This is a genomic window from Arthrobacter sp. I3 (genome assembly GCF_000520575.1).
Classification (GTDB): domain Bacteria; phylum Actinomycetota; class Actinomycetes; order Actinomycetales; family Micrococcaceae; genus Arthrobacter; species Arthrobacter humicola_A.
This window is the reverse complement of record NZ_KI914962.1, coordinates 59734-84340: the sequence shown is the minus strand read 5'-3', so window position 1 is coordinate 84340 and position 24607 is coordinate 59734. Positions and strand designations below refer to the sequence as shown.

The 24607-nt window shown below is 66.3% G+C and carries 19 protein-coding genes; 7 read left to right on the top strand and 12 right to left on the bottom strand.

Annotated features, from left to right (window positions below; genetic code table 11):
• The 3 genes from Y706_RS26765 to Y706_RS0120405 form a co-directional block, all read right to left on the bottom strand.
• Positions 1–1112 (bottom strand): serpin family protein (locus tag Y706_RS26765; protein ID WP_043436678.1); only part of this gene is annotated, 1112 nt, incomplete at its 3' end.
• A gap of 102 nt (positions 1113–1214) precedes the next feature.
• On the bottom strand, positions 1215–2963 hold the full coding sequence (locus Y706_RS0120410) for a pyruvate dehydrogenase (RefSeq protein ID WP_028278045.1): 1749 nt from the start codon (positions 2961–2963) through the stop codon (positions 1215–1217).
• A gap of 237 nt (positions 2964–3200) precedes the next feature.
• Positions 3201–4712 (bottom strand): helix-turn-helix transcriptional regulator, encoded by a 1512-nt coding sequence (locus Y706_RS0120405; protein ID WP_028278044.1) that lies wholly within the window; start codon positions 4710–4712, stop codon positions 3201–3203.
• 141 nt (positions 4713–4853) lie between these two features.
• On the opposite strand from Y706_RS0120405, the gene aceA reads away from it, so the two are divergent.
• Together aceA and aceB are read left to right on the top strand one after the other, a co-directional pair.
• Positions 4854–6185, top strand: a complete 1332-nt coding sequence (gene aceA / locus Y706_RS0120400) for an isocitrate lyase (RefSeq protein ID WP_028278043.1) — start codon at positions 4854–4856, stop codon at positions 6183–6185.
• A 173-nt stretch (positions 6186–6358) separates the two neighbouring features.
• Positions 6359–8023, top strand: a complete 1665-nt coding sequence (gene aceB, locus Y706_RS0120395) for a malate synthase A (protein WP_028278042.1) — start codon at positions 6359–6361, stop codon at positions 8021–8023.
• A 234-nt stretch (positions 8024–8257) separates the two neighbouring features.
• Here the strand turns inward: aceB and Y706_RS0120390 are convergent, their stop codons facing one another.
• From Y706_RS0120390 to Y706_RS0120355, 8 genes are all read right to left on the bottom strand, one after another.
• Positions 8258–9442, bottom strand: a complete 1185-nt coding sequence (locus tag Y706_RS0120390; protein ID WP_028278041.1) for an MFS transporter — start codon at positions 9440–9442, stop codon at positions 8258–8260.
• 106 nt (positions 9443–9548) lie between these two features.
• Positions 9549–9896, bottom strand: coding sequence for a cupin domain-containing protein (locus Y706_RS0120385; RefSeq protein ID WP_028278040.1), 348 nt, complete (start codon positions 9894–9896; stop codon positions 9549–9551).
• 35 nt (positions 9897–9931) lie between these two features.
• Positions 9932–11347, bottom strand: coding sequence for an NAD(P)/FAD-dependent oxidoreductase (locus Y706_RS0120380; protein ID WP_028278039.1), 1416 nt, complete (start codon positions 11345–11347; stop codon positions 9932–9934).
• Between the two features lie 106 nt (positions 11348–11453).
• The gene (locus Y706_RS0120375) at positions 11454–13058 is read right to left on the bottom strand and encodes a dipeptide ABC transporter ATP-binding protein (protein ID WP_028278038.1); all 1605 of its coding nucleotides are present in this window, start codon (positions 13056–13058) and stop codon (positions 11454–11456) included.
• Positions 13055–13912 (bottom strand): ABC transporter permease, encoded by an 858-nt coding sequence (locus Y706_RS0120370; protein ID WP_028278037.1) that lies wholly within the window; start codon positions 13910–13912, stop codon positions 13055–13057. Before Y706_RS0120370 ends, Y706_RS0120375 begins: the two co-directional genes overlap by 4 nt.
• Positions 13909–14847, bottom strand: coding sequence for an ABC transporter permease (locus Y706_RS0120365; RefSeq protein WP_173403101.1), 939 nt, complete (start codon positions 14845–14847; stop codon positions 13909–13911). The genes Y706_RS0120370 and Y706_RS0120365 overlap by 4 nt, the downstream gene beginning before the upstream one ends.
• Before the next feature lie 83 nt (positions 14848–14930).
• A complete protein-coding gene (locus tag Y706_RS0120360) occupies positions 14931–16574 on the bottom strand; it encodes an ABC transporter substrate-binding protein (RefSeq protein WP_253906855.1) in 1644 nt (547 codons plus the stop codon).
• Between the two features lie 37 nt (positions 16575–16611).
• Complete coding sequence (locus tag Y706_RS0120355; protein WP_043436671.1) at positions 16612–18279, bottom strand: amidohydrolase; 1668 nt, start codon at positions 18277–18279, stop codon at positions 16612–16614.
• A gap of 240 nt (positions 18280–18519) precedes the next feature.
• Here Y706_RS0120355 and Y706_RS0120350 point away from each other — a divergent pair, with 240 nt between their 5' ends.
• Both Y706_RS0120350 and Y706_RS0120345 read left to right on the top strand, forming a co-directional pair.
• On the top strand, positions 18520–19143 hold the full coding sequence (locus Y706_RS0120350; protein ID WP_043436669.1) for a TetR/AcrR family transcriptional regulator: 624 nt from the start codon (positions 18520–18522) through the stop codon (positions 19141–19143).
• 94 nt (positions 19144–19237) lie between these two features.
• Positions 19238–20716: a gamma-aminobutyraldehyde dehydrogenase gene (locus tag Y706_RS0120345; RefSeq protein ID WP_028278032.1), complete on the top strand. Its 1479-nt coding sequence runs from the start codon at positions 19238–19240 to the stop codon at positions 20714–20716.
• A gap of 26 nt (positions 20717–20742) precedes the next feature.
• On the opposite strand, the gene Y706_RS0120340 is transcribed toward Y706_RS0120345, so the two are convergent.
• A complete protein-coding gene (locus Y706_RS0120340; RefSeq protein WP_028278031.1) occupies positions 20743–21954 on the bottom strand; it encodes an ROK family transcriptional regulator in 1212 nt (403 codons plus the stop codon).
• Between the two features lie 256 nt (positions 21955–22210).
• Between Y706_RS0120340 and Y706_RS0120335 the strand changes: the two genes are divergently transcribed.
• From Y706_RS0120335 to Y706_RS26760, 3 genes are all read left to right on the top strand, one after another.
• Entirely contained in the window at positions 22211–22966 is a 756-nt protein-coding gene (locus Y706_RS0120335) for a sugar phosphate isomerase/epimerase family protein (RefSeq protein WP_028278030.1), read from the top strand.
• Positions 22963–24120, top strand: coding sequence for a Gfo/Idh/MocA family protein (locus tag Y706_RS0120330; protein WP_043436666.1), 1158 nt, complete (start codon positions 22963–22965; stop codon positions 24118–24120). Before Y706_RS0120335 ends, Y706_RS0120330 begins: the two co-directional genes overlap by 4 nt.
• Positions 24121–24129: 9 nt before the next feature.
• The coding region (locus Y706_RS26760; protein ID WP_043436663.1) for a Gfo/Idh/MocA family protein at positions 24130–24607 on the top strand (478 nt) is incomplete at its 3' end.

Sequence of the window (24607 nt, the reverse complement as noted above, 5' to 3'; positions counted from 1 at the left end):
CCCTTCTCGGCAACGGTGATGTTGGCCGCCTGGGCGGCCTGCGTGAGCGTCAGCTTCGGCTGGATGGCGTCGAAGTCTTCGGTGGTGACCAGGGTCCCGGCCAGCCCCAGCGCTTCAAATACCTTCCGCAGGTCGAAGGTGGTCTTGTGGTCCCACTTGGGCAGGGAGATGACCGTGGAGACCTCCGGGGCCTTGTCTAGGGCCGCCGCAATTGCCGCCAGCTTGGCCGCCGTGAGGCTCTCCGGCCCAACGCCTGGACCGGGCAGCACCAGCCGCATGGCAAAACCTTCTGCGTATGGCAGCTCCACCGCCCGCCAGCCAGGGCCTTCCGCATAGGCCAGCTGCAGCGAGTTGTACATGGTCGGCACACTGATTTCCTCGCCACCTGAGGTCGTGAAAGGTCCGTCCGAGGTGTCGTTCGGGTCGAAAGGCGACTGCCACGCCGCGGCGAAGTACAGGGCATTGAGGAGGCTGAACGAGTTGTCGCGATCGTACTCCGCGGGTGCTTTCTTGATCCGGCCGCCCGTGTTCCGGTCCACCCAGGCATCCAGGGCCGGCCTCGTGGCGGCCTCATCCCGGAAATCCACGGGGTACACCCCGGTGCCGTAGTGCCGGGCAAGGGTTTGCAGGTAGTTCCTCCCGGTTGGTACGTCCTTGTCCACAAACAGACCGTTGGCCGCATGCATGACCGGCTTCCGGGGCGGATCCTTTTCGTCGACCGAGCCGGGATCACCGTCGTACGCCGCCAGGGACTCGAGCAGGGCGTTCATGGCCTCATCCCGGTTGCCGTCCGGGAGCCCGAGCACCTGGTCCATTTCGACGGCGGTCTCCCCGGACGCCCCTGCCCGCAGCATGGCGAGCGCGATCAGCAGGCTGCCGGGAGACGACACCACGTTCCCTTCGGCGCCTTCACCGCCGTCGGCCAGCAGCGCGGCTCCCAACGTCAGAGCGGAAGCCCGGAATGCCTGAAATTCGGCAGCGTACGCGGCGCGGTCCACCGGCACCCGTTCGACGCCGTCGGCCTTTACAAGCCCTGGTACCGGGGGCGCACAAGCCGTGAGCACCGCGAGGGTTCCCGCCGCCACAATTTTCGCCACGCGGTGATCTTTCATGGCCACGCCTTTCGCCTCGATGGGTGCGCAGTTCGCCGGAATGTCTCCAGTTCGCCGGAAATGTCCGGCGAACCGGGCAGCTTCCGGCGAACTCGCCGGGCCCTAGCGCCGCGGGACGTTCCGCAGATTGCTCCGTGCCATACTGACGGCCTCGCCGGCGCCCCGGTTCAGGACCACTTTGGACATGGCCGTGGCGAAGCCCAGGACCTGTGCGCCCTTGATCTTCGGCGGGAGGGACAGCGCCTTGGGGTCCGTGATGAGCTCCACCAGCGACGGGCCGGGGTGGGCGAAGGCTTCCCGGTACGCAGCCTCGATGCGGGACGGATCCGTGACGCGCTCGGCGTGGAAGCCCAGGGCCCGGGCAACGTCCGCGTAGTTGGCGTCCGGGACGTCGACGCCGAAGTCCGGGAGCCCGTCCACCAGCATCTCGAGTTTCACCATGCCCAGGGTGGAGTTGTTGAAGACCACCACGTTCACGGGCAGCCGGTGCGCGGCGACCGTGATGAGCTCGCCCAGCAGCATCGACAGGCCGCCGTCGCCGGAGACCGAAACCACCTGCCGGCCGGGGTAGGCCAGCTGGGCGCCGATCGCGTGCGGCAGCGCGTTGGCCATGGACCCGTGCAGGTACGAGCCGATCAGCCGGCGGGTGCCCAGCGGGTTGATGTACCGGGCGGTCCAGACATTGCACATGCCGGTGTCCGCCGTGAAAATCGCGTCCCTCGCCGCCACCTGGTCCAGCAGGGAGGCAGCATATTCCGGGTGGATCGGCTGTTTCGTCCCGACGTTGCGGGTATATGCCCCCACGGCCTTGTTCATGAGCCGGTCGTGCTTCTTCAGCATCGCATCCAGGAAACGGCGACTCTTCTTGGCCGTGACCAACGGCATGAGGGCGGCAAGGGTGGGGAGGACGTCGCCGTGCACTGCGACGTCGACGTCGGTCCGCCGCCCCAGTTTGTGCGCGGCCCGGTCCACCTGCGCCGTCCGGGTTCCGGGGAGGAACTGGTCGTACGGGAAGTCCGTGCCCAGCAGGATCAGCAGGTCCGCGTCCTCGATGCCCTCGGCCGCGGCGCCGTAACCCAGCAGCCCGGTCATGCCGATGTCATAGGCGTTGTCGTACTGCATGAAGTCTTTGCCGCGGAGGCTGTGGCCGATCGGCGCCGCGATCAGCCCGGCGAGCGCAATCACCTCGTCGTGCGCGCCCTCGACGCCGGCACCGGCAAAGATGGCCACCTTGCCGGCGGCGTTGATGGCGTCGGCCAGTTCCTGCACACTCGCGGGGTCCGGCATCAGCGCCGCCGGCCGGAAGGTCGCCGGGGCCGGCGTTTCGGCCGTCGCCTCCAGGCCGGCGATGTCACCGGGAAGGGTCACGACGGCGACGCCCCTGAGGCCGACGGCGTGCTGGATGGCGCTGTGCATGACGCGGGGCGCCTGCTCCGCGGTGCTTATCAGCTCGGAGTAGACCGAGCACTCGTTGAAGAGCCGGTCGGGGTGGGTTTCCTGGAAGAAACTGCTGCCGATCTGCTTGCTGGGAATGTGCGAGGCAATGGCCAGCACCGGCGCCCCGGAACGGTTGGCGTCATACAGGCCGTTGATCAGGTGCAGGTTGCCGGGCCCGCAGGAGCCCGCGCACACCGCGAGCCGGCCGGTCAGCTGGGCTTCGGCCGCCGCGGCGAAGGCGGCCGCCTCCTCATGGCGGACATGGATCCAGTCAATACCGCCCTGTTGCGAGCCGCCGGTCTTGCGGACGGCGTCGACAATCGGGTTGAGGCTGTCGCCCACAATCCCGTAGATCCGCTGCACGCCGGCAGCCTGGAGTTGTTCGATGAGCTGGGTGGCAAGTTCCTTGGCCATGGGCGCACGCTCCCGCGAGATGGATCGATGAGCTGACACAGGCCAATATAGTCCGCCTTGCTGTCAGCCACGCCCAAGGCGACGCTCCCTCACCTTCTGCAGCAAACTCCCGGACGCTCCCTCACCTGATGTGAGGGAGCGACGCATCGAAAGCCGCAGGAAGTGAGGGAGCGACGAGCAGTAACGGGCAGGATCTGAGGGAGGGTCCAGGAGGAACCCGCAGGAACTGAGGGAGGGTCAGCTCCCCGAGTGCGCCTGCAGGAAGGAGTAGACCTCGGTCTCGTCCACGCCCGGGAAGGCGCCCGGCGGCATGGCCGCCAGCAGGTGGGAGTGGGCCCGCGCCGAGGGCCAGGCGTTCCCGGCCCATTCGGCGGTCAGCGACGCCGGCGGGCGGCGGCAGCAGCTTTCGTCCGGGCAGGTGGACTTGGACCGCTCCGTGGTGTCGCGGCCGCGGAACCACTTCACGTGCGCATACGGGACACCCACGGACAGGGAGAACTCCCCGTTCGCGGAGCGTTCCGTCCGGGCCGTGCACCAGTACGTCCCGGCCGGGGTGTCGGTGTACTGGTTGTAGGCGCTGAACTTGTCCGGGACGTCGAACACCACCCGGGACGTCCAGTTCCGGCACGAGAACTGACCCTCGATGGCGCCGGTGTGGTCCTGCGGGAACGTCACGCCGTCGTTCTCGTAGGCCTTGTAGATGATGCCGCTCTTGTGCGTCTTCTGGAAGTGCGTACGGATGCCCAGGTGCTGGGTGGCCAGGTTTGTGAAGCGGTGCGCGGCGGTCTCGTAGGACACCGCGAAGGCATCCCGGATGTCCTCGACCGCGATTTCCTTGGCCTGCTTGGCCTCCTGCAGGAATGCCACGGTAGCCTGCTCGGGCAGCAGCAGCGCGGCGGCGAAGTAGTTCGTGGCCACGCGCTGCATCAGGAAATCGCCGTAGTTGTTCGGCGTCTGGTGGCCCAGGACGTAATGGCCCAGCGCCTGCAGCAGCACCGAACGGGGGTCGTGATCGCTGCGGGCGTTCTGCGTGAGATAAATTCGGCGGTTCTTAAGATCAGTCACCGAACGCGTGGAATGAGGGAGATCACCCACATGGTGGAGGCTGAATCCGAGATGCCCGGCGATGTCCGAAATGACGTGGTGGGACAGCGGACCGCTGGTGTGGCCCACCGAGGCCAGGACCTTCTGCGCCTCGGCCTCATACTCGGGGAAATAGTTGTTCCTCTCGCGCATCATCGCACGCAGTTCACCGTTCGCGCGGCGGGCCTCCTCCGGCGTCGCGACCTGCTCATTGAGCCGGCGTTCAAGCTCATGCTGCAGGCCCACCATAGACTCCAGCACATCCATTGGAAGCCGCGAACTGATGCGGATCTTGGGCAGATTCAGGGACTCGTAGATGGGACTGCGCTGGTACCGTTCCAGCTCGATCTCCAGCGCCGCACGCCGGTTGGGCGGCTCCGCGCCGAGCAGTTCGTCGATGCTCACCCCGAGTGCCGCTGCAAGCTGCTGGAGCAGACCAAGCTTGGGCTCGCGTTTGCCGTTTTCCATCAGGCTCAGCTGGCTGGGGGCCGTCCCGACGGCGGCACTCAGGTCGTCGAGCGTGAGCCCTGCCGCCTTGCGCAGATGCCGGACGCGCCGGCCCAGGCTGATGACATCCACCTCCGGCGCTGCGGGCGCGGACGACGCAAGGGCTTGGCGGTTCCAGCTGGTTGAGTGCATTTCTTGAGAATACGCGAAGAAGTGCATTTCTTTCCATAGCTTTGGTCTAGAAACCCCTTGGAAAGTGCAGAAAAGTAGATCTCACGGAAAGATTCGCATCCGGGAACAACCAGCCAGGCTCTGCAGAGACGCAGACTGACCGGCCCCGGACCCACCAAGGAGACAAAGATGACTGCAGCATTTGAGCCCACCCAGCAGACGCCCGAGCAGCAGGCCGCCGCACTGGAGCTCGAGTGGGCCGCCAACCCCCGCTGGGAAGGTGTGACCCGGGACTACAAGGCAACGGACGTCATCCGCCTCCGCGGCCGCGTCTCCGAAGAACACACCCTCGCCCGGCGCGGCTCCGAAAAGCTGTGGAAGCAGCTCACCGAAGAGCAGAAGACCGGCGGCTACACCAACGCCCTCGGCGCCCTGACCGGCAACCAGGCCGTGCAGCAGGTCAAGGCCGGCCTCCGCGCCATCTACCTCTCCGGCTGGCAGGTCGCGGCGGACGCCAACAACTCCGGCCACACCTACCCGGACCAGTCGCTCTACCCCGCCAATTCCGTTCCCACGGTGGTCCGGCGCATCAACAACGCCCTGCTCCGCGCGGACCAGATCGAGTTCTCCGAGGGCATCCAGACCGTCGAGGACTGGATGGTCCCGATCGTGGCCGACGCCGAGGCAGGCTTCGGCGGCCCGCTGAACGCCTACGAGCTCATGAAGTCCATGATCCAGGCCGGCGCCGCGGGCGTGCACTGGGAAGACCAGCTCGCCTCGGAAAAGAAGTGCGGCCACCTCGGCGGCAAGGTCCTGATCCCCACCCAGCAGCACGTCCGGACGCTGAACGCGGCCCGGCTCGCCGCCGACGTCGCCGGTACCCCGTCGGTCATCATCGCCCGCACCGACGCGGAGGCGGCCACCCTGATCACCTCCGACGTCGACGAGCGTGACCAGGAATTCATCCTCCGCGAAGGCGGCCAGCCGGTCCGCACCCCGGAGGGCTTCTACAAGGTCCGCAACGGGATCGAACCCTGCATCGCGCGCGCCAAGGCCTACGCCCCGTACTCCGACCTCATCTGGATGGAGACGGGCACCCCGGACCTGGAACTGGCCCGCAAGTTCGCCGAATCCGTCAAGGCCGAGTTCCCGGACCAGATGCTCTCCTACAACTGCTCGCCGTCGTTCAACTGGCGCAAGCACCTCGATGACGCCACGATCGCGAAGTTCCAGCGCGAACTCGGCGCCATGGGCTTCACCTTCCAGTTCATCACCCTGGCCGGCTTCCACGCCCTGAACTACTCGATGTTCGACCTCGCCCACGGTTACGCCCGGGAAGGCATGAGCGCGTACGTCGAGTTGCAGGAGAAGGAATTCGCCTCCGAGTCCCGCGGCTACACCGCCACCAAGCACCAGCGCGAAGTCGGCACCGGCTACTTCGACGACATCGCCACCGCGCTCAACCCGAACGCATCCACCCTGGCCCTGGTGGGATCCACCGAAGAAGGCCAGTTCCACTAGACACCCGACGGCGGCGCTTCCGCCCGGCCCTTCGGTCCGGCATTGCTCTGCCTGCTATTCCCCATGGCCCCTTTTACGCAGGCTGCCGCAATCCCGGCACCTTCGGCCTCGGGGGCACCGCACCTGACGCACGGCCCGCCGTCGAACTTGCTTCTTCTCTAAGGAGATTTGAAATGAACAGCTTCACTGACAATTTCACTATCAACGGGATCACGTTGACCGCGCAGCCGATTTGCCGTCAGGGCGAGGTCCTCACGCCGGACGCGCTGGCGTTTGTTGCCAAGCTGCACAAGGCCACGACAGGGCGCCGTCGGGAGCTGCTGCAGGCACGGCAGGAACGCCGCCAGCAGATCTCCAAGGGCCAGGACCCGCGGTTCCTGCGCGAGACCGAGTCCGTGCGCAACGATCCGAACTGGCGTGTCGCTCCCCCGGCCCCGGGCCTGGAGGACCGCCGCGTGGAAATCACCGGGCCGGTCGATAAGAAGATGACCATCAACGCGCTGAACTCCGGCGCGAAGGTGTGGCTCGCGGACATGGAGGATTCCTCCACGCCGTCCTGGCGCAACGTGATCCAGGGCCAGCTGAACCTCACGGACGCGCTGGAGCGCCGGATCGACTTCACTTCCCCGGAGGGGAAAGAGTACAAGCTGCGCCCGGCCGGGGAACTGCCCACAGTCGTGGTCCGCCCCCGCGGCTGGCACCTGCCGGAAAAGCACATGCTCATCGATGGCACGCCTATTGCCGGCGGGATCGTGGACTTTGGCCTGTACTTCTTCCACAACGCCCGCCGCCTGATCGCCCAGGGCAAGGGCCCGTACTTCTACCTGCCGAAGATCGAGAACCACCTCGAGGCCCGGCTGTGGAACGACATCTTCATCATGGCGCAGGACCTGCTGGGCATCCCGCAGGGCACCATCCGCGCGACCGTGCTGATCGAGACCATCACCGCGGCGTTCGAAATGGAGGAGATCCTCTACGAACTCCGGGACCACGCCGCGGGCCTGAACGCCGGCCGCTGGGACTACATCTTCTCCCTGATCAAGAACTTCCGCACCCGCGGCCCGCGCTTCGTGCTCCCGGACCGCGGCCAGGTCACCATGACCCAGCCGTTCATGCGCGCCTACACAGAACAGCTCGTCCGGGCCTGCCACAAGCGCGGCGCCATGGCGATCGGCGGCATGGCCGCGGCTGTCCCCAACCGCAAGGACCAGGATGCCAACGCGATCGCCTTCGAGAAGGTCCGCGCGGACAAGACCCGCGAGGCCGGCGACGGCTTCGACGGCTCCTGGGTGGCGCACCCGGACCTGGTGCCGGTCTGCCGCGAGGTGTTCGACGCCGTCCTCGGCGAGCGTCCGAACCAGCTCGAGCGACTCCGTGAGGACGTCACCGCGGACGACCGCGCGCTCCTGGACATCTCCACGAGCACCGGAACCATCACCGAACAGGGCATCCGGAACAACATCGAAGTGGGGATCCGCTACATCGAGTCGTGGCTGCGCGGCAACGGCGCGGTGGCCATCCACAACCTGATGGAGGACGCCGCCACCGCGGAAATCTCCCGCTCGCAGCTGTGGCAGTGGATCTTCGCCCGGGCCATCACTGACCACGGCGACGTGATCACCAGGGAGTGGGTGGAGGACATGCTGGACGAGGAATTCGCCAAGCTGGAGCGCTTCGAAGGAGACCGTTTCGCCGACGCGCGGGACATCTTCGAGGAGGTCACCCTCAGCAGCGAGTTCCCGGCCTTCCTGACGCTGCCGGCCTACGACCGCTTCCTGCATGAAGCGCGCGACGGCGCCGACGTCGCCAGCGGGGACCCCGCACTGGTTCCGGCGTAGGACTCCGCGTCCCGGGCAACCGGGTCCGCACAGATTTCCGTTGGCTGGGCTGCCAGGCCCTTCGCAACAGGCACCCCGAAATCCGGGTGGCAGTCCAGCAACGGAAAATCCCCCCGTACTCGACAACGGCGTCGGTACGACAGGTAAGGCCCATGTTCCCCGCGAACATGGGCCTTACCTGTCGTACCGATACCTGTCGTCGCGATTGACATCACCCCGGCGCGCGACAGCGAATCAGTGGGGCTTCGGCACCCGCCGCAGTGACAGTGAGGTGCCCAGGATGAATGCGGCCACCGAGCACAGGATCATCAGCAGCGGGCCGGTCCAGGCGCCGGTGGTCCCGTGGACGTAGCCCAGCAGGGTCGGCGCCACGGCCCCGAACGAGTACCCCGTCCCCTGGACGACGGCGGACATCCGGGCCGCCGAGGCCTGGTCCCGCGCCAGCCGGATAATGGCCAGGAAGATCAGGGTGATGCCGCCGCCCTGGGCTATACCGCCGAAGGAACACCACAGCCACCACAGCTCCGGCGCGAGCAGCAGGCCCACGGGCACCGTGAGCCACAGCAGCCCAAGGGCGAGGCCCACCGCCGTCGTACTGGCGAACCGGGCCGCCAGCGGCACGCCCAGTCCGCCCACAATGGCCAGGATCTGGAAGAGCGAGGACCCCGCCCCGGCGGCTGCCGGCGACATGCCGAGTTCGTCAGAGAGCAGGCTTGGCAGCCAGGCGGTCACTCCGTAGTAGGAGAACGCCTGCCCGGCGAACCCGAAGGTCAGCGCTGCCGTGATCCACCGCGAGGTGAGCTTGCCGGGCCGCCGCGGGTCCGCCGCGGGGATGGCAGCAGGTATGAATGCCCGCCGGCCAACCGCAATCACCCACACGGCGGCAGCCGCCACCGCGAACAGGCCACTGGCGGCAATCGCGGGCCGCCAGCCCAGCAGGTCAGCCAGCGGCGCCGACACCATGGAGGTCAGGAACGAGCCGATGTTCAGTGCCGCGGTGTAGGTGCCCATTGCCGCGCCTTGCCGGGCGGGGGTGAAGTCACGGCGGATGATCAGCGGGACCACGATGTTGCCGATCGTGATGGCGACGCCGAGGATCACCGTGCCCAGCATGACCAGGGCACCACCGCCGGCCGAGCGGACCACGACGCCGAAGAGCACGCCGAGCAGGGTCAGGGTGATGGCGAACTCGGGCCCCAGCTTGCGTCCGGCCAGCGAGGCCAGGGGCGCGGCGAGGGCAAAGCACAGCACCGGAATGCCGGTCAGGAATCCCAATTCCACCGGGGTAAACCCGAGATCGTCCTCCAGTTGGGCGATCACCGGGGCAACCGCCACCAACGGGCCGCGCATGTTCAGCGCGATCAGCCCGATCGCGAGCATGAGGAGCCAGCCGCGCGGCACCCGGGCCACGCCGCTCATGGGGTGGGCCGTTGCCCGGCGGCCGGGCAGAAATATGCTTTCATCAGTCCCATTGCTATCACGGGCCCCTGCCGCACCCGCGGAATGTGACGTTTCCGGGGCGGGGCTATTGGCCCGCGAAATAGATCTTGCGAAGCGTCTCGGTGACGGTCCACGACGTCCGTTGACCTTGGCGCAGCCGTACGACATCGCCAGTTGCGACGTCCAAGGTGCTTCCGTCGTCGAGGAACACGAGGCGGGCCTTCCCGCTCAGGACGACAAAGACCTCCTCGGCCTCGGTATCAGTGGCAGTGCCCGGGGTCATTTCCCATATGCCGACGCCGCATCCCGCCAGGTCCTCAAGCTCGCGAACCGCTGTGCTGGGATTGCCCAGAACAACCGTGTCGGCGGGAAGCGGCTCGTGTTTCAGGTCAAGACCGAGTGCCCCTGTGTGCTCGGCCGCTGAGTCCGTCATTGCTGGGTCTCCTCTGGTGGGGTCAATGGGGGTGTCTAGGAGTCGAAACCCAGCCCCACGGCGTCGAGCGTCTTGAGGATAAGATTCCGTTTGCCCGCATTGTGATCGGCCCGGTCCATCGACCAGCGGGTCAGGTTGATCCCAATGCAAGCGAAGGGCTCGGGCGGGAACGGGAGCGGGCGTTTGCGCACCATCTCAAGGCGTGTCCGCTCGGTTTCGTGTCCGGCCAGCAGGTCCAGCATGACATCGGCGGCAAAGCGGGTGGATCCAACGCCCAGGCCCGTGAAGCCTGCGGCATAGGCCACCCGTCCCTTTCGGGCCGTACCGAAAAAGGTGCAGAACTGGGTGCTGGAGTCGATGGCGCCTCCCCACTTGTGGCTGAACTTCAATCCCTCAAGCTGCGGAAACGTCGTGAAGAAGTGGCTGGCCAGCTTCCTGAACGTCTCCTCCCGGTCCTCGTACGCCTCCTTCACCTGGCGTCCCGCGTAATAGATGGCGTCGTAGCCGCCGAAAAGAATGCGGTTGTCCTTGCTCAAGCGGTAGTAGTGGAATTGATTGGCCATGTCGCCGATGCCTTGGCGTTCCTTCCAGCCAATGGCGGCGAGCTGTTCGTCCGTGAGCGGCTCTGTCATGAGCGCGTAGTCGTAGACCGGCACGGTCATGAAGCTGTTCCGTTTCAGGAGGGAGGGGAAGACATTGGTGGCCAGGGCTACCTGCTTGGCCCGAACGCCGCCGGATCCCGTGTGCACGCGGACGCCGCCAGGCAACTCTTCCAGCCCGCTGACGCGGGACTCTTCGAAAATTTGCACGCCGAGCTCCGTCGCCGCCCGCGCCAGTCCCGCGGCCAGTTTGGCGGGATGGATCATGGCGGCCCCGTCCTTGTGCCAACGGCCGGCGAGGTAGGTTGGCGAATTCACCGACGCGCGCATCGCATCGGTGTCAAGGAAAACCCCACCCCCGCCGTCGCTCTTAAGCCATTCAACATGGTGCGGTTCGACGGCGACGTTGAACTCGCCCGTGCGCTCGAAGTCGCAATCGATCTGATAACGCTCAACGGTCTCCTGGATCCCGTCCAGGTTTTCCATGCCCAGGCGCTCCAACTGGTCCAGTTCCTTGGGCCAGCGGTTTTTGCCGTTCTCATAGCCATGCGTCAGGCTCGCAACGCAGAACCCGCCATTGCGGCCGGACGCGGCCCAGCCGACGCGTTGCGCCTCGACGACGATTACGTCGAGTTCCGGGTTGCGTTCTTTGGCCCGCAGGGCCGTCCACAGGCCTGTGTAGCCCGCGCCCACTACAACGAGATCGGCTTGAAGCTCACTCTCAAGCTGGGGGTACCGAACCACGTCATCGCCCAGATCGTCGATCCAGAATGGCCGGTGCACGGTGTCCGCCAAAGCCTGCTCAACAATTGCCGAGCCCGGGAAGCTCCGCTCAAAAACGGTCGTATGCACTGGAATCTCTCCTATTTGTGAGTGCCTTGTGAGCACTTTGCGAGTGCCCGAGGCACCTGGGTTGGTGGCACACGTTGGTTGTACAGGCGCCGGCATAGATGTCGAACTAAGCGGGCTGCTCTTCCCAGAGGGCCCTCGGCCGTGAGTCGAGGAGCGTGCGGGTGTAGTCGCTGGTGGGAGCAGACAAGATCTTCGCCGTGGGCCCTTGCTCCACGATCTGGCCTTGCTGCAGCACAAGAAGCTCCGCGCACAGCCTGGAAACCACCGCGAGATCGTGGGTCACGAAGAGAATGGTCAGGCCCAGCTGCTCCCGCACTTCCTCCACGAGCTCCAGCACTTGCGCCTGGACCGAGACGTCCAGGGCACTGGTGGCCTCGTCCAGGACCAGCAGCTTGGGCCGCGCAGCGAGGGCCTTGGCAATCGCCACGCGCTGCCGCTGCCCGCCCGAAAGTGCCCGCGGTTTGGAGTCGAAACGCTCCGGGCCGATGCCCACGCGTTCGAGAAGCTCCCGGGCGCTCTGCACGGCGTCTGCCCGCCCCTGTCCCTGGTGGAGCCGGAAAACATCCGCCACCGCCTTACCCACGGCAATCCTCGGATCCAGGGAAAGGTAGGGATCCTGGAAGACAATCTGAACGTCTTTGGCCAGGAGCTTGCGTTCACGGGCCCGGAGCGGACGTGGCGCCCGGACCCGGCCGTTGATCGCGAGTTCGCCCTCATCGGCCGTCTCGAGCGCGACAATCATTCGCGCCAACGTGGACTTGCCCGAACCTGACTCGCCCACAACGCCCAGGGAGCCGCCAGGGGCAAGGGTGAACGTGGCGTCGTTCAGGGCGGTCAGCATTTCCCCGCCCGGCAACTCATAGCGCCGGCCCAGGCCCTTGACCGAGAGCAGCGGCATGGTGCCGTCGGCCGCGGGCGCTGTCGGGACCTTGTCGAGCTCGATGCGCGGCGTGGCGCCGACCAGCTGGCGGGTGTAGTCCGCCTGCGGGCTCAAGAACACGTCGCATGCCGCGCCATGCTCCACAACTTCGCCCTTGCGCAAAACGTAGACCCGATCGCACAGGGAGGCGGCGAGGTTCAGGTCGTGCGTGATGAACAGCATGCCCATGGCCCGCGCCTGTTGCTGTTCGCGCAGCAATTCGAGAATCCCGGCCTGAGTGGTGACGTCCAGAGCTGTGGTCGGCTCGTCGCACAAGAGCAGTTCGGGCGAAGCGAGCAGCGCGGCCGCAATCATGACACGCTGGAGCATGCCCCCGGACAGCTGGTGCGGGTACTGCCGCATCATCTCTTTGGTCCGCCGCAGGCCCACCTGTTCCAGCTGCGTGATGGCCCGCTCGACCGATTCTTCCCGGCTCAGGCCACGCCATCTCACCAGCGTCTCGGTGAGGAAATCCCCCACCGTGCGTACCGGGTTGATGCCGGCGCGCGGGTCCTGGAAGATCATGGAGGCGCGGTTGCGGCGCAGTTGCAGCAACTTGGCCGCCGGGGCACTCGTCGTGTCCAGGCCCTGTACCTTCACAGACCCGGAAAGCCTGGAGGTTTCCGGAAAGAGCCCCAGAGCGGCCCGGGTGGTGAGCGATTTCCCGGAACCAGATTCGCCCACCAGGGCGACGGCCTCGCCATCGTCGACGTGCAGTGAGACCTCGTTCAGGAGCGCCCCGCGGCCGGGGAAGTGCAGCGTGAACTGGTCAATTTCAAGGAGCTTGCTCATGAAAGCTTGCCTCCAATCCGGTCGGAGAGTTCCTCACCGATGACGTTGATGGATACGACAATAAGAACGACGACGAGCGCGGGCAGAAGGGCCGGCAGCACGTGGCCGCCGAGCAGTGCGCCCCGGGCCTCCTCGATCATGGCTCCCCAGTCGGAGGTTGGCGGCTGGATGCCGAGGCCAATAAAGGACAGTGCCGCGAGGTCGGCGAGCACATAGCCGAAGTTGAGCGTGGACTGGGCGCCAACGGTGGGCACCAGGTTTGGCATCACCCGTCCCAGCACCACCCAGGGAGTCCGGAATCCCAGTACCCGGTAGGCCTGGACATATGGCCGGCTCCGTTCGGCGACCACCAACTGCTGCGTCAAACGCGCTACGTACGGGATGTAGCTGATGGTCATGGCCAGGATCGGCGCCATGAGGCCCTTGCCGAAGATGGCAATGGCCAGCATGGCGAGCAGCAGTGCGGGGAAGGCGAAGAGCAGGTCGAAGACGCGGGTCAGGATCCTGCTGATCCAGCCGTCCGTCCATCCGGCTGCCAGGCCCAAGAGCAGGCCCAGGACCGTGGACGCTGCCACCACAATCAACGGGCCGACGAGCGAGGTACGCCCCCCGAACATGAGGCGGCTGAGCATGTCGCGGCCCAGGGCATCGGTGCCGAGCAAGTGGGCGCTGCTTGGCCCGCCCAGCACGCTGGAAAGATCGACGAAGTCCGGATCGTACGGGGCCAGGACCGGGGCGAGCAGGGAGAGAAGCACGACGACGAGCGTTACCGTCACTGCCACCCAACCCGTGACCGACAGGAGGCTTCCGTAGCGGCGGGTCCTCAGGAGGGGAAGCGTTCCTGTGAGAGTCATCGGGACTCCGTTCCTGCGGCGATCCGCGGGTCAATGAGGGGTTGGATGAGATCGACTACCGTGTTGGCCAGGACGAATGCCGTGACAATGATCATGACGATCGCCTGAACCACCGCGAAGTCGAGCCGGTCGATCGACTGGACCAGAAGCTGGCCGATCCCGGTCAGGCCGAATGTCTGTTCCACGATGGCACTGGAGACCAGAAGGCCGGCGATCAGTACACCGCTCACTGTCAGGATGGGGCCCAGGGCGTTGCGGAGCACGTGCCGGAACACCACGGAACTGCGTGTGAGGCCGCGGCTGGTGGCCACCTCCACGTGTTCGCGGGTGAGTTGTTCGTTCATTGAGGAACGCGTCACCCGGGCCATGAAGGCAATGAAGGTCACGCCCAGCGCCAGGGCAGGGAGTGTCAGGTGCCAAAGCCGGCTCGGCCCTTCATCACCGCTGCCGAAGGAAGGAAACCATCCCAACTGGACCGCGAAGAGGGCGGTCAGGGCAATCGCCGCAACGAACGGGGGTATGGCACCGGCTGCCGTGACCGTGATGAGGATGAAGCGGTCCCAGCCGCCCTTGTTCAAGCTTGCGAGCATGCCGGCAATGAGGCCCAGGCCTGTGATGAAGACGGCGGCCAGGGCCACGAGTTCCAGCGTCACGGGCAGGCGGTTGAGCAGCACATCGCTCACGCTCTGGCGGTAGGTCAGCGAGCGGCCCCAGTCACCGTGGAGGATGCCTCCGATCCACGTGAAATACTGCTCGATCGGAGGCTTGTCCAGGCCGAACTGCTTGGTGATCTCCGCGAGGGCCTCCGGTTTGGGGCTCCGGCCGCGCAGGAGGAAGCGCGCCGGGTCGCCCGGCAGGACAAAGCGTGAGAAGAACACGATCAGTGAGGCGAAGAACAGGGTGATCAGCAGCGTTCCTACCTTGCGGAGCACCAGTGCTAATGGTGCCGCCGTCGGGCTTTTCTTCGTTGCGGGGGTCGGTGGGGCGGGTGGTGCTGCCAGTTGGGTCACAGCCACGGCTACCGGCCTCCAATCGTTGCTGCCCAGGGGTAGTACATGTAGTTGATCGACGGCGTCACGCCTGTGATGCGCTTGCCGAGCCACAGTGCGGTGACGGTCTCATAGAGCGGGGACCAGACCACGTCCTGGCTGGCGATTTTCGCCGCCTGGGCCGTGAGCCGGTTTCGCTCGGCGTCGTCTTCGGTGCCGACCGCGCTGTTGATGAGTTGGTCGTACTCGGCGTTGGACCAGCCACTGTAATTGCTGAAATCGCCGGTACGCAGCACGGAGTACATTTCAAGGGGTTCAGCGCTGGAGAGGTACCAGGACGTCTCGAAGAGATCGACACCCTTGCGGGCCTCGGGGTCGGAGAACAGCGTCGTGTACTTGTCATTGGACATGGTCTGAATCTCCGGTGCCAGGCCGATTTCCCGGGCAGCCGAAGCAACGGCACGCGAGGTGATGTCGAAGGCCGCGGTGAGAGACGCCGTCGCGTAGACGAATTTCTTGCCTGTAGCGCCGGCTTCCTTGATGAGGCGCCTGGCCTCGTCAAGGTTGTAGTCCTGTTTGTCGAGCGATTCGAAGGCCGAATTGACCGTGGAAGGCTGGGCACCCACCCATACGTTCTTGGTGGTCAGCGCATCGGTCGTCGTTCCGTAGCCCTGCTCTGCCGCCTGTAGGAGCGCTTCACGGTTGATGGCCATCATGAGGGCCTTGCGGACCCTGACGTCACCGAAGACGCCGTTGAGATTTGATGTGACCAGGCTTTGCACCGAAGTGTCGTTGCCAAAGTAGACGTTTCCGGCGTCTGTGTTTGCTTTGAGGATGTCCAGTGCGTTGGAGGGAACCTGCCAACTGCCATCGATCTCGCCGGTCTGCAGGGCGTTAACCCGTGCATTGGCGTCGGGGAGGATCTTAAAGGTCATCTGCTTCGCCTTGGCCCTGAGGCTTGGGTCCCAGTAGTCGTCGAAGCGCTTGAGCGTGATGCCCTCCCCGGCGTCCCAGTGGTCAAATTCAAAGGGGCCCGTGCAATTCACGCCTGCGGTGGCGTTGCCGTAGTCCGCGCCGTCCTTGGCGAGGGTCTTGGCGGATTCCACGACACCGGGCGCCCCGACCAGCGCGGAGTTCAAGGCGTAATCCGGGACACTGGTGGTGATGGTGACCTCGTAGTCGCCGGTCTTCTGGATGTCGGCCACTCGTTCAAAGGAGGAAGCCCAGAAGGAACCGACCTTCTCATCGACATGCCGCTTGAGCGAGGCCACCACGTCCGCGGCCGTCAGGAGGCTGCCGTCGTGGAAGTGGACTCCCTGCCGGATGGTGTACACCCAGGTCAGGTCGTCAGGGTGCTCAAATTTGGTTGCCAGTCCCGGCGCGGAGGTCAGGTCGGGGTTCCAACGGAAGAGCGATTCGCACATGTTTGCGAGGACCTGGTTGTCCGGGTAGTCGAACGCGTAGGCGTAGTCGAGCGAAAACGGCTCGGCGTAGAGCGCCCAGCTGAACTGGTCAATTTCCTTGTTGGGTTTGGGCGTCGAATTGCTCAGGGTGAATTTGGCGGCGACGGTGCCGCCCGCAGTTGTGCCGCACCCGCTGAGCATGAGGCCAATGGCCGAGCAACCAGCGACGACGGCGCCCAGCCGTCGACGCGATAAGCGTGTGGGAGCCATGCGCTTCCTTCCTCTAATCATGAAAGGCGCCCCGGTTCTATGACGGATCCAGCCGGGCAAAGACGCGCTCGCCGGCAATCCAGGTTTCGTCCACTTGGGCGGTGTGCAGTTCCTCCGCGGGGATGTCGAAGAGGTTCCGGTCAAGGATCGCCAGGTCGGCGAGGGCCCCGGGGCGGATGATGCCGGTGTCCGAGTCCAGGTGGTTGATCCACGCGGTGCCCTGGGTGTAGGCATCAAGGATCTGCTTGAGGGAGAGTTTGTTATGTTCCGGGCCGAGCGCTTGCTGCGCGCCACCTGGCTCCACTCTGTTCACGGCAACGTGGATGGCCAAGACGGGGTTGGGCGACGAGACTGCCCAATCACTTCCTGCGGCAAGATGTGCCCCTGCCGCCGCGAGTTCGCCGAAGGGGTAGTGCCTTTCCTCAGCATCGGCCTCCAGGAACGGCAGCGTCAGTACGTCCAATTGTTCTTCATGGCAGGCCCAGAGTGCTTGGAGGTTGGCTGCTGCCCCGAGGGCCGCGAAACGCGGCACGTCCGCAGTGCGGACCACCTGAAGGTGCGCGAGATGGTGGCGGTTAGTGCCGGGGCCATTGACAGTGCGTGCCTGCTCGACGGCGTCGAGCGCATTGGTGACGGCGCGGTCGCCCAGTGCGTGGAAGTGGACCTGGAACCCGTTGGCGTCGAGGTCTGTGACGAACTCCCGCAACTGCGCGGGGTCAAAGAACTCGATGCCGTGGTTGTCCGTGTGGTGTCCGTGGCGATCGCGGTACGGCGTGTGCATGGCGGCTGTGAAGTTCTCCGCCACCCCATCCACCATGACCTTCACCGTTGCCGCGGACAACCGCAGCGGATCGCAGGCGTCGGCGACACGATCGCGGCGCGCCAGGATTTCCGCGAGCTGTCCCCGGCCGGCAGAGCGATCCCACCATTGCGCTGCCCGGACGCGGACCCGGAGATCATCGGCGTCGAGCGCCTTGAGGTAAGTCTCCAGGGTGTCCCCGAATGGGCTCTGGGAGGTACCCACCCAGGCATCCTGCCACGCCGTGATGCCATAGGAGAGCATGAGCGCCTGCGCCCAGAGCAACCCTTCGTAGGCCTGTTCCGGGGAGATGCCCGGGTGCACGCGGTCAAAGAGTCCCAAGGCACCTTCATGGATGGTCCCTGCGGGGTAGCCGTCGGCCTCACGTTCGAGACGGCCGCCGTCGGGGTCCGGCGTCCCGGCGTCGATCCCCGCCAGTTCGAAGGCCTTTGTATTGGCCCAGGCCCCGTGGTGGTCCCGGTTCTGGACCAGCACCGGGCGGTCAGATACCACCGCATCCAGCATCTGCCGGGTGGGCGTCCCACCGGGAAAGCAGTCCATCGACCAGCCCGCGCCGATGATCCACGGCTCGTCTGGATGTGACTCGGCGTAGCGGCGCACCGCGGCCACTGCGTCTTCGGCACTGGTGGTCCGGGTGAGGTCGCACTGCAGGTGTTCGACCCCGGCCATGATCGGGTGGACGTGGGCATCTTGAAACCCGGGGATGAGGAGGCGTCCGCGCAGATCCACGCGGATTGTGGCGCTGGTGACCAGCGAGGCTAATTCCGCGCCGTCCCCTACTGCCAGTACACGCCCGCGGGCAACCGCCAGGGCGGCGCGGACAGGGCGCTCGTCCTCGCCCGTGTATATCCAACCGTTCTCAAAAATCGTCTCAGCGCAGGCCATGGGTTCCCTTCCTCGCAAACGTCTGGTGTCCTGCGTCACACTATGCGGCCAAAAACAGAATGTCAACGGCGTTGACAACGGCAATGACAATACCTTTGACTAGGAGTGCCGCGACTCGTGTACCGTGGGGATCGCACGCAGGGAAGAGAACTTCAGGAGAGGCGGTGATACGTGGCCCAGCCCAGGCCCGGTCGAGTCGAGGAACAACCCACGGACCGGCGAGTACGTCTCGATGCAGACATGATCGTCGACGCCGTGCTGGAACTTGCACGGGACGAACCCCAGTCCCGTTTCACGTTCAAAAGCCTCGGCGAGGCACTCGATGTGAACCCCACCGCCATGTACCGCCACTTCCGCAACCGGGACGCGATCCTGCGCGCGGCGCTGGACAGGCTCTTCTCCATGGCGCTTGAAGAAGCAACCGCTTCGGACGCGCCCCTGGACTGGCGGCCCCGCCTGGAGCGCTACCTCCACACCCTGATCGAAGTCTTCATCAAGTACCCGTCGATTGGCTGCGATGCCTTTGCCACCGACACCTTCGGCCAGGGCGAACTGCACTGCATCGAATTCGTCCTCGGTTGCCTGCGGGACGCCGGTCTATCCGGGGACCGGCTGGTGCACTACTACGGCGCGCTGGAGAGCTACACCCTGGGCCACGGATCCGGCATCGCCCAGGAAGTGCTGGCCAAACCGAGCTCGGACGGCCACGAGCCCTGGCTCCAGGCGGTTGCAGTCGCTTCGGTCAGCGGCTTCCCTCTGATCGAGGAACACCGCGATCGGCTCCTGAGGCTTGACGGCCTGAACGTCTTCTCCGCGGGCCTCAGCGCCATTCTCGATTCCGCCGAGCGCGAGGGCACCCGCTAGCCGGGAACCCTCCAACAGGGGGTCCGGTAGTAGGGAGCCGCGTCACGGGCGTCGCCCCGGCATCAACTACCCATCCATCCCCCGAGGGAGCATCATGTACCAATTCATCAACGGCCGCACCGAGCAGGGCACTTCCACCCACACGCACGACGTCGTGAACCCCGCCACCGGCGGGGTTGTGGCCACCGTGGACCTTGCCAGCGCGGCCGACGTTGACCGCGCTGTCGCGGCAGCCCGCGCGGCCTTCGCCACGTGGGCCCGCACGGCACCGGGGGAACGGTCCGCGATACTGCACCGTTTCGCGTCGATCCTGACGGAGCGAGCCGAGGAATTCGCCCGTGTGGAGAGCAGCCAGACCGGCAAGCCCCTCCGGTTGACCAGGGGTTTTGACGTCCCGGGCACGATCGACAACATTGAGTTCTTCGCAGGCGCCGCGCGCCACCTAGAAGGCAAGGCAACGGCCGAGTATTCGCCCGGGCACACCTCCAGCATTCGTCGCGAACCCATCGGCGTGGTGGGCTCAATTGCACCCTGGAACTATCCTCTGCAGATGGCGGCTTGGAAGATTCTTCCGGCCATCGCTGCGGGCAACACGATCGTCCTCAAGCCGGCCGAGATCACGCCCCTGACGTCGGTAATGTTCGCCCAAGTGCTCAGCGACGCCGGGCTGCCGCCCGGCGTCGTCAACGTCCTGGTGGGCACCGGTCCCGAAGTGGGCGCGGCACTGATGCGCCACGAAGGCGTAGACATGGTTTCCTTCACCGGATCCACCGCGATCGGCCGCACCGTGCTGGAAGCCGCGGCCGTCAACACCAAGCGGGTTCATCTCGAGCTGGGCGGCAAGGCGCCGTTCGTGGTCTTCGAGGACGCCGACGTGGACGCCGCAGTGCACGGCGCGGTCGCCGGGAGCCTGATCAACTCGGGCCAGGACTGCACGGCGGCCACACGGGCCATTGTGCACCGTTCCATCTATCAGGAATTCGTGGACAAGCTCGCGACGCGTTTCCGGGACATCCGCCTGGGCTTGCAGGACGACGAGGGCGCGGACCTCGGTTCCTTGGTCTCCGTCAAGCACCGCGAGCACGTCGCGGGAATGGTTGAGCGTGCCCGCGGCTATGCGAAGGTGCTCACCGGCGGCGAAATCCCCAGCGAAGGCGTCCTGGCCCGTGGTGCCTTCTACCCGCCAACGCTCATCATTGACGCCGCCCCGGACAGCGAGATCGTCAAGGATGAAGTGTTCGGCCCGGTGCTGGTGGTATTGCCTTTCGACGACGATGACGAGGCCATCCGCCTGGCCAACGACACTGTCTACGGGCTGGCGGCCTCCGCTTGGACCAGCAATGTGCACCGGGCCATGCGCGCGACCCGGGAGATCAACGCGGGCTGCGTGTGGGTCAATGACCACATCCCGATCATCTCCGAGATGCCCCACGGCGGCTTCAAGCAGTCCGGCTTCGGCAAGGACATGTCCGCCTACTCCTTCGAGGAATACACCCAGGTCAAGCACGTGATGTTCGAGCTGAGCGGCAGCGCGGAAAAGGACTGGCACCGCACCATTTTCCAGCTGCGCTGAAAATTCCGGGCCGGGGCCGGCGGCCCCTAGCCCGTGGCCTGCAGGGTCGCCTCAATGACGGCGGGCGAGAGTACGTGCTGGGTGACCATCTGGCTGGCACCGAGGATCGCGGCCTGGTCACCGGCCCGGGACACGCCGATCCGCAGGTGCGTCGTGGCCAGCGGCAGCGAGCGCCGGTAGACCACTTCGCGGACCCCGGCCATCAGATGCTCCCCGGCCTGGCCGAGGCTTCCGCCGATCACAATCACCGAGGGGTTCAGCAGGTTCACGACCGTGGAGAGGACGTCGCCGAGGTCCCTGCCGGCCTGCCGCAGCGCCTGGATGGCCTGCAGGTTCCCCTCGGCGACCAGGCGCAGCACATCACCGCCGTCGTGCGCCGGCAGGCCCTGCTGCGTCAGCGCCTTGGCGACGGCAGGCCCGGACGCCAAGGCTTCCAGGCACCCGTAGTTGCCGCAACGGCACAGCACGTCATCGCCGCGCGGAACCCGGACGTGACCAAGGTCGCCGGCCGTCCCGTTGGCCCCGCGCTGGAGCTCACCGCTGCTGATGATGCCCGCCCCGATGCCGGTGGCCACCTTGATGAACAGGAAGTTTTCGTCTCCGGGCCAGTGCGCCGTGCGCTCCCCCAGCGCCATGATGTTCACGTCGTTGTCCACCAGGACCGGGACCGGAAGGGACCGCTGGACATGGCGGACGACGTCGAACCCGTCCCAGCCGGGCATGATCGGCGGCTTCACCGGCATGCCGGTGGCGTGCTCCACCGGCCCCGGGAGCCCGATCCCGGCGCCGGCCAGATCCCCAATGCCCCGGCCGGCCCCGTCGAGCAGCTGCAGCCCTTCCTCGATCACCCGGTCCAGGACAACCACCGGGCCGTCGGCGACATCCTGCGCCAGCCGGCGCTCCGCGAGCACCGTCCCGCCGAGGTCCGTAACGGCGATGATCACGTGGGTGGCCCCGACATCCACCGCCAGCACGACGCGGGCGGCCGGGTTGAAGGCAAAGCGCGACGGCGGCCTGCCGCCGCTGGAGCTCGCCTCCCCCGCCGGGCCAACAAGCCCAGAGACCATCAGCGCGTCGACGCGGGAAGCGACAGTGGACCGGGCGAGCCCGGTGGTCACGGCCAGCTCCGCGCGGGTCCGGGCCTTGCCGTCGCGCAGGAGCTGGAAGAGGTCTCCGGCGCGGGACAGGCTGCCGCCGGCCCCGGGGGCTGCGGGCTCGGTGCCGGTGGGCGTACTCATGAGTAAGTGATAGCACGGAGATCTTCTGCATGTCACGCTTCACAAAGATCGACACGTGGTTTCCAACTTTTGCTTGACGCCCGGCAAAAGCTTCCTTAGCTTAGAGCCATCGTGTTCCTCCGCTCCAGACAAATCATCTCGCTGCCCATGGGCGTGCAGTCCTTCCTCGCGCAGAATCAAACGGAGTGGACGCCCCCTTCCCGCTGTCAGGGCTGTCCCTCTCACCTTCGAAGCCGAACTCGTGCAAAGGAATCCCGTGTCTTACTCAATCCAGCTCTACACCCTCCGCAACGCCCTCCAGGAAGACCTGCCCGGCACCATCAAAAAGGTCGCCCAGCTCGGCTTCACCCAGGTTGAGCCCTACAACTTCGTGGCGACGGCCGCCGAGCTCGGCGCCGCCCTGAAGGAAAACGGCCTGACCGCCCCGTCCGGCCACGCCCCGCTGCTGAGCCAGGACCAGGACGAAATCTTCGCCGCGGCCAAGGAGTTGGGCATCAGCACGGTGATCGATCCCTACCTGCCAGCCGAGCACTGGCAGTCGGCCGAGGACATCCAGGCCACCGCAGCGAAGCTCAACGCCGCGGCCAAGAAGGGCGCCGGGTACGGCATCCGCGTCGGCTACCACAACCACGCCTGGGAGCTGGAGTCCAGCATCGAGGGCCAGACCGCGCTGGAGTACTTCGAGGGACTCCTCGACCCGGAACTCGTCCTGGAAGTGGACACCTATTGGGCGGCCGTCGGCGGCCAGGACCCGGTGCAGCTGCTGCAGCGCCTCGGCGACAGGGTCAGGTTCATCCACATCAAGGACGGCCCCGTCTCCACGGACACCAAGGCGCAGCAGCCGGCCGGGCAGGGCAAGATCGCCGTGTGGGCCGTCATCGCCGCGGCGGAGTCCCTCGAAGTCGGCGTCGTGGAATTCGACGACTACTCCGGCGACATCTTCGATGGCATCGCCCAGAGCCTCGACTATTTGCAGAGCGGTGCCGCCGGCGCCCAGGGCGTGAACGCATGAGCGCCGCAGCGAACCGGGTAACGGTGAACCAGGTATCACCGAACCGTGCCACCGGCCGCGGCCCGGTGGGCGTCGCCGTCATCGGCGCAGGCAACATCAGCAAGCAGTACCTGGACAACCTGACAGTCTTTCCCGACCTTAAGGTCCACGTGATCGCCGATCTCTTCGAAGAGGCGGCCGAGGCGCGGGCCAAGGAATACGGCATCCCGGAGTGGGGCGGGGTGGACGCCGCCCTGAACCACCCCGACGTCGAAATCATCGTCAACCTGACCATCCCGGCGGCGCACGTGGAAGTGGCCACGGCCGCCGTCAACGCCGGCAAACACGTCTGGACGGAAAAGCCGTTCTCGCTGGACCGCGATTCCGGCCTGGGCCTGCTGAAATTGGCCGACGCCGCGGGGCTGCGGCTGGGCTGCGCCCCGGACACGTTCCTGGGCGCCGGGCTGCAGACTGCCCGGCGGCTGATCGAACGCGGCGACATCGGCACCCCGCTGACGGCCATGACCACATTCCAGACGCCCGGGCCGGAATCCTGGCACCCCAACCCCGCGTTCCTGTTCCAGCACGGCGCCGGGCCCCTGTTCGACATGGGCCCCTACTACCTCACGGCCCTGGTGCAGACCTTCGGCTCCGTTCGCCGCGTGGCCGCGACCGGTTCCAAGGCCAAGGAGGTCCGGGTCATCGGTTCCGGGCCCAAGGCCGGCGAGGAATTCACGGTCGAGGTCCCCACCCATGTGTCCGCCATGGCCCAGTTCGAGTCCGGTGCGTCCTCCCACAGCGTGTTCAGCTTCGAGTCCCCGCGGCTGCGGATGGGCTTCGTGGAGATCACCGGGACCGAGGCCACCATCTCGCTGCCCGATCCAAACTACTTCGACGGCGACATCAAGCTCTGGTGCGCCGGCGACGAGGAATGGACCATTATTCCGGCCACCGGCCCCAGCCAGGGCCGCGGCATGGGCGTGCTGGACATGGCCCGCTCCATCCGCGCCGGCGTCCCGCACCGCGCCACCGGCAACCTCGCCTACCACGTCCTGGACACCATGGTCTCGATCTCCGAATCGGTCGATTCCGGCACCTTCATCGACGTGGAAAGCTCCGCCCCCGCCTCCGCAGCCCTCCCCGAGGACTGGGACCCCACCGCTTCCACACTCTAGGAACCAGCAATGAACTCCCAGGAAACCAGCCCCGGCCCTCCCACTTTGGGAGTGGCCATGATCGGGTACGCGTTCATGGGCAAGGCCCACTCGAACGCCTGGCGGAATGTTGCCAGCTACTTCGACGTCCCGGCGTTCGAACGGTGCGTCCTGGTCGGCCGCGACCGGGACGGCGTCGCCGAGGCGGCCGCAAAGTACGGCTGGGCCGAGTCCGCCACGGACTGGCGCGAGGTGATCGCCCGCGATGACATCCAGATCGTCGATATTTGCGCGCCGGGGTTCATGCACGCGGAAATCGCCATCGCCGCGCTGGCCGCCGGCAAGCACGTCCTGGTCGAGAAGCCGCTGGCCAACACCCTCGCCGAGGCCGAGGCCATGGCGGAGGCGGCCCGGGCCGCGCAGGAGGAAGGCGTGCAGTCCATGATCGGCTTCAACTACCGCCGAGTCCCGGCCCTGGCGCTGGCCCGGGAGCTGATCGCGGAGGGCC